The organism is Pseudomonas sp. GW456-12-1-14-TSB6, assembly GCF_059424205.1.
Map to the genome: position 1 here is coordinate 12,508 of NZ_JBWKZE010000038.1, position 13,305 is coordinate 25,812.

Genomic DNA, 13,305 nt, shown 5'->3' on the forward strand with positions numbered 1-13,305 from the left:
TCATGGCACGTCGTCGCCAGCATGAAGAGCACGTAAACCATGAACGCTGGCTGGTTTCCTACGCCGACTTCATTACCTTGCTCTTTGCCTTTTTCGTGGTGATGTACTCCATCTCGTCGATCAACGAAGGCAAGTACAAGATCATCTCCGAAGCGCTGATCGGGGTCTTCACCGACTCCGACCGTGCGCTAAAGCCGATTCCGATCGGCGAAGAACGACCGAAGACCGTTACCCCGGCCAAGCCGCTGGTCAAGGACGCCGAACAGGTCGACGCAGGTATCGCCGGAGCCAGCGATCCGCTGAAAAGCATCGCCGATGACATCAGCGCTGCGTTCGGCGACCTGATCTCCTCGAACCAGATGACCGTGCGCGGCAACGAGCTTTGGGTCGAGATCGAACTCAACTCCAGCCTGTTGTTCGGCAGCGGTGATGCGATGCCGAGCGACATCGCGTTCAACATCATCGACAAGGTCGCGGCGATCCTCAAACCGTTCGACAACCCGATCCACGTCGAAGGCTTCACCGACGATCAACCGATCCGCACTGCGCAGTACCCGACCAACTGGGAACTGTCCTCGGCGCGTTCGGCGAGCATCGTGCGCATGCTGGCGATGCAGGGTGTGAACCCTGGCCGCCTGGCCTCGGTGGGCTACGGCGAATTCCAGCCGGTGGCCAACAACGCCACCGCTGAAGGCCGGGCGAAAAACCGTCGTGTGGTACTGGTGGTGTCGCGCAATCTCGATGTGCGCCGCAGCCTCACCGGCACCGGAACCGCTCATGCGCAACCGGACGCCGCGTTGAAGCGTGCTGGCACACAAACTGCACCGACCCCGGTCAAGACGCCGGGACGCGAGAGTGCCGTCAATTCTCCGTCGCCCGCATTAATACGCTGAACCATGTCTCGGCCGAGTATCCCGGCCGGGAGGAACGATCTGAATGAGAGTCTGGGCAGTCGCCAATCAAAAGGGTGGTGTAGGTAAAACCACTTCTTCCATCGCTTTAGCCGGTTTGCTGGCAGAGGCGGGCAAGCGCGTGGTCGTGGTCGATCTCGACCCGCACGGCTCGATGACCAGCTATTTCGGTTACGACCCCGACAGCCTGGAACACAGTAACTACGACCTGTTTCTGCACAAGGGCAGCGTGCCGCAAGGCCTGCCGGGCCAACTGCTGCTGTCGACCAGCGATGAACGCATTTCCCTGTTGCCGTCGAGCACCGCGCTGGCCACCCTCGAGCGCCAGTCGCCGGGGCAGAGTGGCCTGGGCCTGGTGATCGCCAAGAGTCTGGCGCAGCTGTGGCAGGACTTCGATTACGCGATCATCGACAGCCCGCCATTGCTCGGCGTGCTGATGGTCAACGCGCTGGCCGCCAGTCAGCAACTGGTGATCCCGGTGCAGACCGAGCACCTGGCCGTCAAAGGCCTGGAGCGCATGGTCAACACCCTGGCGATGATCAACCGCTCGCGCAAACAGGCGCTGCCGTTCAGCATCGTGCCGACCCTGTTCGACCGCCGCACCCAGGCGTCGATGGGCACCTTGCGCGTGCTGCGCGACAAATTCCCCGACGAGATCTGGCAGGGTTACATCCCGGTCGATACCCGTCTGCGTGACGCCAGTCGTGCCGGTGTCACCCCTTCGCAGTTCGACGGCAAGAGCCGTGGCGTGCTGGCTTACCGCGCGCTGCTCAAGCATCTGCTGGCGCAGCAACTTGTTCCGCAGGTGGCCTGAGCATGAATCGGCCGATCAAGCTGACGTCCAAGCCGCAACTGGCGTTGCAGTCCTATCTGGACGGCTTGCTGCAGGAAGTGACGGACGAGGTCGAGCAGGAAATCGCAGCGCCGGTCGAGGTGATCGAGACCGCTGCGGCGCTCGATGAATTCCAGGCCGCCGTGCTTGAAGAGCAGGCCCGGGATGCGCAAAAAGCCGCCAGGCCGGTGGCTCCGGTTGCCGCGCCTGCCGCTGAGGTAGCGAAGGCACCTGCGACGTTGATCAAAGAGCCTGAGCCGGTGCGCGTGGTATCGACCCTGGCACCGCTGCTGCAAACCCAACTTCTGCAAACGCCACAGGCTCCGGCGGCGCCAGAGCCCGAGCCTGTAGCGCCTGCGCCAGCCCCGGTCGAACCGACCTTGGTTGCGCCACTGGTGGAAGTGCATCTGCCACCCAGCAACACGCCGCCACCGGTGGAAACCGACGGTCGTCCCGCCTGGGCTTCGGAAGCGTTCGAATGCCTGTTGTTCGACGTGGCCGGGCTGACGCTGGCGGTGCCGCTGGTGTGCCTCGGCTCGATCTATTCGCTGGCCGGCCATGAGCTGACGCCGCTGTTCGGTCAGCCGGAATGGTTCCTCGGCATCCTGCCAAGCCAGGCCGGGAATCTGAAGGTGCTGGACACCGCACGCTGGGTCATGCCGGATCGCTACCGCGATGACTTCCGTCAGGGCCTGCAATACGTGATTTCGGTGCAGGGTTACGAGTGGGGCCTGGCGGTGCATCAGGTCAGTCGCTCGTTGCGTCTGGACCCGAATGAAATCAAATGGAGAAGTCACCGAGGTCAGCGGCCATGGCTCGCCGGCACGGTGATTGAACACATGTGCGCCTTGCTTGATGTTTCCGCACTGGCCGAGTTGATCGCCAGCGGTGGGGCAAAGCACATGTCCGGCAGTAAGCCGAACCACAAACCGACATAAAGACAGTACCGGCATTCAAATGCCGGCGAACGAAACACACACCGCCAGGCGCGGTTTTTCGAGGGGCTAGGGTATGAACGACAAGGCTACGGCGGCAAAGGGTTCCGAAGATCCGATCCTGCAATGGGTGACCTTCAAGCTGGATAACGAAACCTACGGCATCAACGTGATGCGCGTTCAGGAAGTCCTGCGCTACACCGAGATCGCTCCGGTTCCGGGTGCGCCAAGCTACGTGCTGGGCATCATCAACCTGCGCGGCAACGTGGTGACCGTGATCGACACCCGTCAGCGCTTCGGCCTGATGAGCGGTGAGATCAGCGACAACACCCGTATCGTCATCATCGAAGCCGACAAGCAGGTCGTGGGCATCATGGTCGACAGCGTGGCTGAAGTGGTTTACCTGCGTCAGTCGGAAATCGAGACTGCACCGAACGTCGGTAACGAAGAGTCGGCCAAGTTCATCCAGGGCGTGTGCAACAAGAACAACGAGTTGCTGATCCTGGTCGAGCTGGACAAGATGATGAGCGAAGAAGAGTGGTCGGAACTGGAGAACATCTGATTGATTCTCGAGGTAGCGGTCATTGTCCTGTTCCTGTTCTGGGCAGGCACGCTGGCGATGTTTCTGGCGTACATCAAGGCGCAGCGCGTGATCGCTGCGCAACAGGCCCAGGGCGATGCGCTGCGTGATCAGCGCATCAGGGACCTGGCCAAACGTGTCGACGATTACCAGAACGGCAACGTGCGCATGGGCGAAGCCCTGCACGAGCTGCGCGCGGTGGTCAGTCCGATCCCGGACAAACTCTCCCAGCTCGAACAGCGCGATCCTTCCAGCCTGTCATTCGCCCAGGCGGCGAAACTGGTGGGGATGGGCGCGAGCGTCGATGAGCTGACCCAGTCCTGCGGGTTGACCCAGGCTGAGGCGGAGTTGATGCGCAAGCTGCACAAGAACTAGTCGTCACCCCTGGATCGTTCCCACGTCGAGGCGTCGAACCGTCTGCGTGGGAATGCATCTTGGAACGCTCCGCGTTCCGCGTGTGAAGGGTGACGCAGAGCGTCACGGGCGGGTGTTCCCACGCAGAGCGTGGGAACAATCAGCGAAAAAAATCGCAGTCATCGATGGCTGCGTTTTTTTTTGCCTTCAGTAATCATCGCCGCGTTCGGTGATGTCTTTCTCGACCATCGGTGCGTCCGGGTCCTGTCCCGCCGGAAACTTGCCCTTGAGGTTCCAGGCAAACGCGATGATTTCGGCGATGGTGCGGTAAAGCTCTTCGGGGATGCTGTCGCCCAGTTCCATCCGCGCCAGCAACTTCACCAGCTCGGCGTTTTCGTAGATCGGCACTTCATAATCGCGAGCGATCCGCAGGATTTCTTCGGCCAGTTCTTCGTCGCCCTTGGCGGTGAGAGTCGGGGCGTGGCTGCCGTCGTATTTGAGGGCGATGGCCTGGCGTGGAGCGGTGGTGTCATTCATGCGGTTTCATCGACCCAGCGGTGTTCGAGGCGGGTTTGGATGCCTTGCGGCGGGGTGCCGAGGTGGCAGTCGAGGTCGCCGACGTTCAGCCCGGAATCCAACAGACGCTGGCGCAGTGCGCTCAGGTTGTTTTCGATCAGGCTCGCGGTGTACGGCCGCTCGGCCCACAATTGGCTGGACAGGCTGCCGCTGATCAATTGCGCCTGAATCTGCATCGGCCCCAGCGGTTCCATGTCGAACGCCAGATCGACGCGCCACAGTTGCTGCTTCGGTTCGCGCTCATCGCGGCGCTGCTCGTTGGCTTCCTGTTTCTCCGGTGCTTCTTCGCGCTGGAACTTGACCTGCAACGGCACGATGTCCTGCAGATTGCGCATCGGGATTTCCAGTTGCCAGGTGCTGAGCAGACGACCGTCATCGGTGACGCCGGTCTGTTCCAGGCTCGACAGCTGATGGCTTTGCAGGCGCGACACGGCGGCTGCAGCGAGGCGCAGCAAATGTTCCAGATCGCCTTCACCTTCCAGACTTTGCAGCAGCCGGTCGGGCAGCGGGAAACTGCTCGGCACCGGTTTCGCGCTGACTTGACCGAGCATGCCGAGGGCGTTGCGCACGAAGCTGGGCAGCGCCTGGGCCAGCGTGTTGGCGGCGATGATCGCGTTCAGATTGGTGTTGCCGGGCAGGCCGGGGGTGAGTTGGGCGATCAGCTTGAGCAGATCGGCTTTCATGTCCGGGGCCAGCGTCGGGTTCTGCCCGGTCAGCAGTTTGGTTTCGAGGAACACGCCGCTGTTGGCCAGCGCCTGGGCCAGACCTTTCGGGGTGCTCAGTTGCTGCACGTCCGGCAGATTGGCGAGCAGTTTGTCCACGACCGCGCGCAAATCCTGGGACGTCTGATCGGTGGCGGGGGGCAGGCTCTGGAGCATTTTCAGCAAGCCGTCGAGAGAGCCCTGACGGCTTTGCTGGCTGACCAGCTGCTGGCTGACCGCCAGTTGTTCCTGGCGATTGCTCAGCGGCAGGAACTTCAGGGTCTGCGAGTCCTGCACCAGCGCCGACAGCAAGGTGCCGATGCGCAACGGTTGCGGGCTGTCGATGCTCAAGGTGCTGCCGCTCAACGCGGTGTTGAGCAGGCTGACCATCGAGCGGTACACCGTCGGCTGCCCCGGCACCTGTGGCAAGGCCTGAGCCGTCAGCACCTTGCCTTGCAGCAGCGTGCCAACCGGCAATTGCGCGGTGTCGATGCGGGTGAGGGTAGCGACGCTGCTGGCGATGGCCTGTTGCACGGTGATCGCCAGATTACCCGCCGACGGCTGGGTGATCGCCAGACTGGTTCCCTGGGGCAGCGGCAGATTGCTGGTCGCCTGCACGGTGGTCTGACGGCCGCTGTCCAGCGTCACCTTGAGCAGCAATTGAAAGGTCTGATCCGCCTGCTTGAGCGACAACACCTCGGCCTTGGCGCTCTGGCCGGCGGCAATCAGCCCGTCGACCGGCGTCAGCAACTTCAGCAGCTCACCCACCTGCGGGCGAACGGTCGCCGGGGCGGTGGGCGGGAGCGGGAGGATGTTCATTTCGCCTGTCATACGCGGACACAACCTGAGGAAAATGCACTCGGGAGAGCGGGGGACGCCATGTATAATGCCGCCCGTCCTTCCATTCGTTCAAAAAACATAGCAATTGTTTGACGCAGCTCTCTGGATTGAGCCGTCATTGCATTTATGCTGCAACTCTTTAACGGCCGCGCCAGAGCCGACTTGAACCGTATAAGGCCCGTGATCCCTTGACCAGTCCTGTCCTGCAAACCGTCGCCCTCGCGTGTGAACGTGATCTCAGACTGCTCTTCGACAATCTCGAATTGAGACTGGCCAGTGGCGATATGGTGCAGATCAGCGGCCCCAACGGCAGCGGCAAGACCAGTTTGCTGCGTTTGCTGGCCGGTCTGATGCAGCCGACCGACGGTCAGGTGCTGCTCAACGGCAAGCCGCTGGGCGAACAACGCAGCGAACTGGCGCGCAACCTGCTGTGGATCGGCCATGCTGCCGGGATCAAGGACTTGCTTACCCCGGAAGAAAATCTCGCCTGGCTCTGCGCCCTGCATCAACCCGCCGAACGCGACGCGATCTGGCAGGCCCTGGCGGCGGTTGGATTGCGCGGTTTTGAGGATGTACCCTGCCATAGCCTGTCCGCCGGCCAGCAGCGCCGCGTGGCGTTGGCGCGGTTGTATCTGGACAGCCCACCGTTGTGGATTCTCGACGAACCGTTCACCGCCCTCGACAAGCAGGGCGTGGCTCAGCTTGAAGAACACCTGGCCGGGCACTGCGAACGGGGAGGGCTGGTGGTGCTCACCACCCACCACACGCTGAGCCGGATGCCGGCCGGTTATCGCGACATCGACCTGGGGAATTGGGCGGTATGAGTGTGTTCGGCCTGCTGGTTGCCCGTGAATCCCGACTGCTGTTCCGCCGCCCGGCGGAGCTGGCCAATCCGCTGATTTTCTTCGCCATCGTCATCGCGCTGTTCCCGCTGGCCGTCGGACCGGAAACTCAAGTATTGCAAAACTTGTCCCCGGGGTTAGTCTGGGTGGCGGCACTGTTGTCGGTCCTGCTCTCGCTGGACGGGCTTTTCCGCAGTGATTTCGAAGATGGCTCCCTTGAACAGTGGGTCCTTTCGCCGCACCCCCTGCCACTTCTGGTATTGGCCAAGGTGCTGGCACACTGGCTTTTTTCCGGGCTGGCACTGGTTTTGCTCTCGCCGTTACTGGCGTTGATGCTCGGGTTGCCGGCTGCGTGTCTGCCGGTATTGCTGCTTTCGTTGCTGCTGGGAACACCGGTGCTGAGCTTGCTCGGCGCGGTGGGCGCGGCGCTGACGGTCGGTCTGAAACGCGGAGGCCTGTTGCTGGCGCTGCTGATTCTGCCGTTGTACATCCCGGTGTTGATCCTCGGCAGTGGCGCCTTGCAGGCGGCGTTGCAGGGCATGCCGGCGCTTGGTTATCTGTTGTGGCTTGGCAGCCTGACCGCCCTGGCGATAACCCTGACACCTTTTGCAATAGCGGCTGGCCTGAAGATCAGCGTCGGCGAATAATGAGGTCTGGTTAAAATTTAACCAGCAAAGACCCTGAGACTGCTCACACCGATGAGCGGCACCCGTGATGGAAACAGTATGAACTGGACCTGGTTTCACAAGCTCGGCTCGCCCAAGTGGTTCTACGGCATCAGCAGCAAGTTTTTGCCGTGGTTGAGCCTCGCCGCGTTGTTGCTGATCTGCGTTGGCGTCATCTGGGGCCTGGCCTTCGCGCCGCCGGACTATCAGCAAGGCAACAGCTTTCGCATCATCTATATCCACGTGCCCGCCGCGATGCTCGCTCAGTCGATCTACGTGATGCTGGCGGTGTGCGGTGTGGTCGGGCTGGTGTGGAAGATGAAACTGGCCGACGTCGCCCTGCAATGCGCCGCGCCGATCGGTGCCTGGATGACCGCCGTGGCGCTGGTCACCGGGGCGATCTGGGGCAAACCGACCTGGGGTTCGTGGTGGGTCTGGGACGCGCGTCTGACCTCGATGCTGATTCTGCTGTTCCTGTATTTCGGCGTGATCGCCCTGGGCAACGCCATCAGCAACCGCGACAGCGCCGCCAAGGCCTGCGCGGTGCTGGCCATCGTCGGCGTGATCAACATCCCGATCATCAAATACTCGGTGGAGTGGTGGAACACCCTGCACCAGGGCGCGACCTTCACCCTCACCGAAAAACCGGCGATGCCCGTCGAAATGTGGCTGCCGCTGCTGCTGACGGTGCTGGGTTTCTACTGTTTCTTCGGCGCCGTGCTGTTGCTGCGCATGCGCCTTGAAGTGCTCAAGCGCGAAGCCCGCGCCAGTTGGGTGAAAGAAGAAGTGCAGAACAGCCTGGAGGCCGCTCGATGAGTTTCGCGTCATTCGGCGACTTCCTCGCCATGGGCCATCACGGCCTGTATGTCTGGTCGGCCTACGGCATCTGTCTGGCGGTACTGATCCTCAACGTGGCGGCGCCGATCGCGGCCCGCAAGCGCTATCTGCAACAAGAGGCGCGTCGTCTGCGCCGGGAGAACGGCAAGTGAATCCGCTGCGTAAAAAGCGTCTGATCATCATCCTGGCAATTCTGGTCGGGGTCGGCGCTGCCGTCGGCCTGGCCCTGAGCGCCCTGCAGCAGAACATCAACCTGTTTTACACCCCGACCCAGATCGCCAACGGCGAAGCGCCGCAGGACACCCGCATCCGCGCCGGCGGCATGGTCGAGAAGGGCTCGCTGCAACGCTCCACGGATTCGCTGGACGTCAAATTCGTGGTCACCGACTTCAACAAGTCCGTGACCATCACCTATCGCGGGATCCTGCCGGACCTGTTCCGCGAAGGGCAGGGCATCGTCGCGCTGGGCAAGCTCAACGCCGACGGCGTGGTGGTTGCCGATGAAGTGCTGGCCAAGCACGACGAAAAATACATGCCGCCGGAAGTGACCAAGGCCCTGAAGGACAGCGGTCAATCCGCGCCAACCCCTGCGAAGGAGGGTTGATCGATGACATCCAGCATTTTCATTCCTGAACTGGGCCATCTGGCCATGATTCTGGCGCTGTGTTTCGCGCTGGTGCAGGCCGTGGTGCCGTTGCTCGGTGCCTGGCGCGGCGACCGTCTGTGGATGGGCCTCGCCCAACCGGCGGCGTGGGGGCAGTTCGCATTCCTGCTATTCGCCTTCGGTTGCCTGACCTATGCGTTCATGACCGACGATTTCTCCGTGGCTTACGTCGCGATGAACTCCAACAGTGCTTTGCCGTGGTACTACAAGTTCAGCGCGGTGTGGGGCGCCCACGAAGGGTCGCTGCTGCTGTGGGCGTTGATCCTCGGCGGCTGGACCTTCGCGGTGTCGGTGTTCTCCCGGCAACTGCCGCAAGTCATGCTCGCCCGCGTGCTGGCGGTGATGGGCATGATCAGCACCGGTTTCCTGTTGTTCCTGATCCTCACCTCGAACCCGTTTTCGCGGATCCTGCCGCAGATCCCGGCCGATGGTCGTGACCTCAACCCATTGCTGCAGGACATCGGCCTGATCGTCCATCCGCCGATGCTCTACATGGGTTACGTCGGTTTCTCGGTGGCCTTCGCGTTTGCCATCGCCGCACTGCTCGGCGGTCGTCTCGATGCGGCGTGGGCACGTTGGTCGCGTCCGTGGACCATCGTCGCCTGGGCTTTCCTCGGCATCGGCATCACCCTCGGTTCGTGGTGGGCTTACTACGAACTCGGCTGGGGCGGCTGGTGGTTCTGGGACCCGGTGGAAAACGCCTCATTCATGCCATGGCTGGTGGGCACGGCGTTGATTCACTCGCTGGCGGTCACCGAGAAACGTGGCGTGTTCAAGAGCTGGACGGTGTTGCTGGCGATTGCCGCGTTCTCCCTGAGCCTGCTCGGCACTTTCCTCGTGCGTTCCGGCGTGCTGACCTCGGTGCACGCGTTTGCCTCCGATCCTGAGCGAGGCGTGTTTATCCTGATCTTCCTGCTGTTCGTGGTCGGTGGTTCGCTGACCCTGTTTGCCTTGCGCGCCCCGGTGGTCAAGAGCCAGGTCGGTTTCAATCTGTGGTCGCGAGAAACCCTGCTGCTGGGCAATAACCTGGTGCTGGTGGTGGCAGCGTCGATGATCCTGCTCGGCACGCTGTATCCGCTGATTCTCGACGCGATCAGCGGCGCCAAGCTGTCGGTCGGCCCGCCATACTTCAACGCGTTGTTCATTCCGTTGATGGCGCTGTTGATGTTGGTGATGGCGGTCGGTGTGATCGTGCGCTGGAAAGACACCCCGGTTAAATGGCTGGTCAGCATGCTGACCCCGGTGCTGCTGGGCAGCGTTGCCCTGGCGGTGGTGGCCGGTGTCGCTTACGGCGATTTCAACTGGGCCGTCATCGCGACGTTCCTGCTCGCGGCCTGGGTGTTGCTGGCCGGCGTGCGCGACATCTTCGACAAGACCCGCCACAAAGGTCTGATCAAAGGCCTGCCGACCCTGACCCGCAGTTACTGGGGCATGCAGATCGCCCACCTCGGTATCGCCGTCTGTGCGCTGGGCGTGGTGTTGTCGAGCCAGAACAGTGCCGAGCGCGACCTGCGTCTGGCACCGGGCGAGTCGATGGATCTGGCCGGTTATCAGTTCGTGTTCGAAGGCGCCAAGCACTTCGAAGGCCCGAACTTCACCTCCGACAAGGGCACCGTCCGGGTGATCCGCAACGGTCAGGAAATCAGCGTGCTGCACCCGGAAAAACGTCTGTACACCGTGCAGAACTCGGTGATGACCGAGGCCGGGATCGACGCCGGTTTCACCCGCGACCTCTACGTCGCCCTGGGCGAACCGCTGGGCGATGGCGCCTGGGCGGTGCGGGTGCATGTGAAACCGTTTGTGCGCTGGATCTGGTTCGGCGGTCTGCTGACCGGTTTCGGTGGTCTGCTGGCGGCGCTGGATCGGCGTTATCGAGTGAAGGTCAAAGCCCGCGTGCGTGAAGCGCTGGGCATGGAAGGAGCCGCTGCATGAGACGTTGGTTGATGCTGGTGCCATTGGCGATTTTCCTGCTGGTGGCCGTATTCCTTTATCGCGGTCTGTACCTGGATCCGGCGGAACTGCCGTCGGCGATGATCGGCAAACCGTTTCCGGAGTTTTCGCTGCCGGCAGTGCAGGGCGACAAGACCCTGACCCGCGCTGACATTCTCGGCAAACCGGCACTGGTCAACGTCTGGGGCACCTGGTGCATTTCCTGCCGGGTCGAGCACCCGGTGCTGAACAAGCTCGCCGAGCGCGGCGTGGTGATCTACGGCATCAACTACAAGGACACCAACGCCGATGCGTTGAAGTGGCTGGCCGAATTCCACAATCCGTATCAACTGGACATCCGCGACGACGAAGGCTCGCTGGGCCTGAACCTCGGTGTCTACGGTGCGCCGGAAACCTTCTTCATCGACGCCAAGGGCATCATCCGCGACAAGTACGTCGGGGTGATCGACGAGCAGGTCTGGCGGGAAAAACTGGCGGCCAAGTATCAGGCGCTGGTCGATGAGGCCAAGCCATGAAGCGCTTTTTAGCCGCCATGGTGCTGGGCTTGAGCCTGGCCGGCGTGGCCCACGCCGCCATCGACACCTACGAGTTCGCCAAAGAAGGCGATCGCGAGCGTTTCCGCGAGCTGACCAAGGAACTGCGCTGCCCCAAGTGCCAGAACCAGGACATCGCCGACTCCAACGCGCCGATTGCCGCCGACCTGCGCAAAGAGATTTTCCGCATGCTCGGCGAGGGCAAGGACAATCAGCAGATCATCGACTTCATGGTCGACCGCTACGGTGATTTCGTCCGCTACAAACCGGCGCTCAATGCCAAGACCGCTTTGCTCTGGTTCGGCCCGGCCGGCCTGTTGCTGGGTGGGTTCGTGGTGATTGCCGTGATCGTCCGCCGCCGTCGCGGGCAACGCGCCGAGACGCCGCAATCGCTGTCTCCTGAAGAGCGTCAGCGCCTCGACCAACTGTTGGATAAAAACCAAGAATGATTGATTTCTGGCTTGCCGCAGGGCTGTTGCTTCTGGTCGCCCTGAGTTTTCTGTTGATCCCCGTTCTGCGCGAACGTCGCGCCCAGCGTGAAGAGGATCGAACCGCTCTCAACGTCGCGCTGTATCAGGAACGCGTCGCCGAGCTGCAATCGCAGCAGGCGGAAGGCGTGCTCGACGCCGCGCAAATGGACAGCGGCCGCGCCGAAGCGGCCCGGGAACTGTTGGCCGACACCGAAGGTGTGGCGCCGGCGCGGGTTTCGCGTCTGGGCAAGCCGTTGCCATTGCTGGCAGCCGTGCTGGTGCCGGTGTTGGGCCTCGGTCTGTACCTGCACTTTGGCGCGAGCGACAAGGTCGAACTGACCCGGGAATTCGCCCAGGCGCCGCAGTCGATGGAAGAGATGACTCAGCGTCTGGAACGCGCAGTCGCTGCGCAGCCGGATTCGGCTGAAGGCGTGTATTTCCTCGGTCGCACTTACATGGCCCAGGATCGTCCGGCTGATGCGGCGAAGATGTTCGAGCGTGCCGTCAATCTGGCCGGTCGTCAGCCGGAACTGCTCGGCCAGTGGGCGCAGGCCCAATACTTCGCCGACAACAAAAAATGGTCGGACAAGGTTCAGGCTCTGACCGATGAAGCGCTGAAAGCCGATCCGAAAGAAGTCACCAGTCTCGGCCTGCTGGGCATCGCCGCGTTCGAAGGCGAGCGTTATCAGGAGGCCATCGACTACTGGAACCGTCTGCTGGCGCAACTGCCACCACAGGACAAATCCCGCGAGGCTCTGCAGGGTGGTATCACCCGCGCCACCGAAAAACTGCAGGCCAGCGGCGGCAAGGTCGCCCAGGCACCGGCGGCGAAAGCGGCGGCGTTGTTGAAAGTGCGTGTGGATCTGGCCAGCGAGCTCAAAGCCAAAGTGCAACCGGGTGACAGCGTATTCATTTTTGCCCGCGCCACCTCGGGCCCGCCGGCACCGCTGGCGGCCAAGCGCCTGACCGTCGCCGATCTGCCGGTGACCGTCGAACTGGGTGATGCCGACGCGATGATGCCGCAATTGAAACTGTCGAACTTCCCCGAAGTCCAACTGGTTGCGCGCATCTCCCGTGCCGGTCAGCCGACCGCCGGTGAGTGGGTCGGTCGCAGCGGGCCTCTGGCCAGCAGCACCACCGCGCCGCAGACACTGACCATCGACAGCCCGGACAAATAGCCGGACACAACAGGAACGCACCGCCATGAACGCCATCGCCCGTATCACAGTCCTCACACTGGCCCTGGGCTTGAGCGCATGTGCGGTGCAACGACCGGAGCCCACCACACGGCTGCCGCCGATCCCACCGTCACAACCCAGCCCGACCCCGTCGACCAGCCCGACGCCGAGCAAGCCGGGCATCCCGGCCAAACCCGCCAAACCTGTCCCGCGCACCTCCGCCAGCTTCGCCCCACCACCGGGCGGCAACAGCCACTGGGACCAGAAACTGGGCGTTTACGTGCTCGACGACCAGACCAACACCTTCTACCGTCAGCGCACCTACTACCGCTGGAACAACGGCTGGAGCCGCTCGATCAGCCCCAACGGCCCGTGGGAAGAAACCAACATCCACGGCGTACCGGCGGGACTGGGCAAGCAGTTCGGGCAGTAATGAA

General features: G+C 62.5%; 17 protein-coding genes. 15 read left to right on the forward strand and 2 right to left on the reverse strand.

What is annotated here, in order from left to right:
• Window positions 1–2 precede the first annotated feature (2 nt).
• The 5 genes from motD to AC07Y2_RS25635 all read left to right on the forward strand — a co-directional run bounded on the left by motD (window position 3) and on the right by AC07Y2_RS25635 (window position 3,633).
• On the forward strand, window positions 3–893 hold the full coding sequence (motD, locus tag AC07Y2_RS25615) for a flagellar motor protein MotD (protein WP_011333075.1): 891 nt from the start codon (window positions 3–5) through the stop codon (window positions 891–893).
• A gap of 43 nt (window positions 894–936) precedes the next feature.
• Entirely contained in the window at window positions 937–1,725 is a 789-nt protein-coding gene (locus AC07Y2_RS25620; RefSeq protein ID WP_007959220.1) for a ParA family protein, read from the forward strand.
• Between the two features lie 2 nt (window positions 1,726–1,727).
• Window positions 1,728–2,681, forward strand: a complete 954-nt coding sequence (locus AC07Y2_RS25625) for a CheW domain-containing protein (RefSeq protein ID WP_103385712.1) — start codon at window positions 1,728–1,730, stop codon at window positions 2,679–2,681.
• A 73-nt stretch (window positions 2,682–2,754) separates the two neighbouring features.
• Complete coding sequence (locus tag AC07Y2_RS25630) at window positions 2,755–3,240, forward strand: chemotaxis protein CheW (protein ID WP_007959223.1); 486 nt, start codon at window positions 2,755–2,757, stop codon at window positions 3,238–3,240.
• Window positions 3,241–3,633: a DUF2802 domain-containing protein gene (locus AC07Y2_RS25635; protein WP_039769738.1), complete on the forward strand. Its 393-nt coding sequence runs from the start codon at window positions 3,241–3,243 to the stop codon at window positions 3,631–3,633.
• Window positions 3,634–3,819: 186 nt separating this feature from the next.
• Here AC07Y2_RS25635 and AC07Y2_RS25640 read toward each other — a convergent pair whose 3' ends face one another.
• Window positions 3,820–4,149 carry an EscU/YscU/HrcU family type III secretion system export apparatus switch protein gene (locus AC07Y2_RS25640; protein WP_039769740.1) on the reverse strand — a complete coding sequence of 110 codons (330 nt, stop codon included), beginning with the start codon at window positions 4,147–4,149 and terminating at the stop codon, window positions 3,820–3,822.
• Window positions 4,146–5,720 (reverse strand): flagellar hook-length control protein FliK, encoded by a 1,575-nt coding sequence (gene fliK, locus AC07Y2_RS25645; protein WP_103385711.1) that lies wholly within the window; start codon window positions 5,718–5,720, stop codon window positions 4,146–4,148. The genes AC07Y2_RS25640 and fliK overlap by 4 nt, the downstream gene beginning before the upstream one ends.
• A gap of 197 nt (window positions 5,721–5,917) precedes the next feature.
• Here fliK and ccmA point away from each other — a divergent pair, with 197 nt between their 5' ends.
• The 10 genes from ccmA (at window position 5,918) to AC07Y2_RS25695 (ending at window position 13,301) form a co-directional block, all read left to right on the forward strand.
• Window positions 5,918–6,553: a cytochrome c biogenesis heme-transporting ATPase CcmA gene (ccmA, locus tag AC07Y2_RS25650; protein WP_007959232.1), complete on the forward strand. Its 636-nt coding sequence runs from the start codon at window positions 5,918–5,920 to the stop codon at window positions 6,551–6,553.
• Window positions 6,550–7,218: a heme exporter protein CcmB gene (gene ccmB / locus AC07Y2_RS25655; RefSeq protein ID WP_011333083.1), complete on the forward strand. Its 669-nt coding sequence runs from the start codon at window positions 6,550–6,552 to the stop codon at window positions 7,216–7,218. The genes ccmA and ccmB overlap by 4 nt, the downstream gene beginning before the upstream one ends.
• Window positions 7,219–7,296: 78 nt before the next feature.
• Window positions 7,297–8,052, forward strand: coding sequence for a heme ABC transporter permease (locus AC07Y2_RS25660; protein WP_039769743.1), 756 nt, complete (start codon window positions 7,297–7,299; stop codon window positions 8,050–8,052).
• On the forward strand, window positions 8,049–8,225 hold the full coding sequence (ccmD, locus tag AC07Y2_RS25665; RefSeq protein WP_011333085.1) for a heme exporter protein CcmD: 177 nt from the start codon (window positions 8,049–8,051) through the stop codon (window positions 8,223–8,225). The genes AC07Y2_RS25660 and ccmD overlap by 4 nt, the downstream gene beginning before the upstream one ends.
• Window positions 8,222–8,677, forward strand: a complete 456-nt coding sequence (gene ccmE, locus AC07Y2_RS25670; RefSeq protein ID WP_011333086.1) for a cytochrome c maturation protein CcmE — start codon at window positions 8,222–8,224, stop codon at window positions 8,675–8,677. The genes ccmD and ccmE overlap by 4 nt, the downstream gene beginning before the upstream one ends.
• 3 nt (window positions 8,678–8,680) lie before the next feature.
• The gene (locus AC07Y2_RS25675; protein ID WP_064594418.1) at window positions 8,681–10,669 is read left to right on the forward strand and encodes a heme lyase CcmF/NrfE family subunit; all 1,989 of its coding nucleotides are present in this window, start codon (window positions 8,681–8,683) and stop codon (window positions 10,667–10,669) included.
• On the forward strand, window positions 10,666–11,202 hold the full coding sequence (locus AC07Y2_RS25680; RefSeq protein WP_103385710.1) for a DsbE family thiol:disulfide interchange protein: 537 nt from the start codon (window positions 10,666–10,668) through the stop codon (window positions 11,200–11,202). The genes AC07Y2_RS25675 and AC07Y2_RS25680 overlap by 4 nt, the downstream gene beginning before the upstream one ends.
• A complete protein-coding gene (locus AC07Y2_RS25685; RefSeq protein WP_011333089.1) occupies window positions 11,199–11,669 on the forward strand; it encodes a cytochrome c-type biogenesis protein in 471 nt (156 codons plus the stop codon). Before AC07Y2_RS25680 ends, AC07Y2_RS25685 begins: the two co-directional genes overlap by 4 nt.
• Window positions 11,666–12,868: a c-type cytochrome biogenesis protein CcmI gene (gene ccmI, locus AC07Y2_RS25690; RefSeq protein ID WP_007959249.1), complete on the forward strand. Its 1,203-nt coding sequence runs from the start codon at window positions 11,666–11,668 to the stop codon at window positions 12,866–12,868. Before AC07Y2_RS25685 ends, ccmI begins: the two co-directional genes overlap by 4 nt.
• 25 nt (window positions 12,869–12,893) lie before the next feature.
• Entirely contained in the window at window positions 12,894–13,301 is a 408-nt protein-coding gene (locus AC07Y2_RS25695) for a hypothetical protein (RefSeq protein ID WP_039769751.1), read from the forward strand.
• Window positions 13,302–13,305 lie beyond the last annotated feature (4 nt).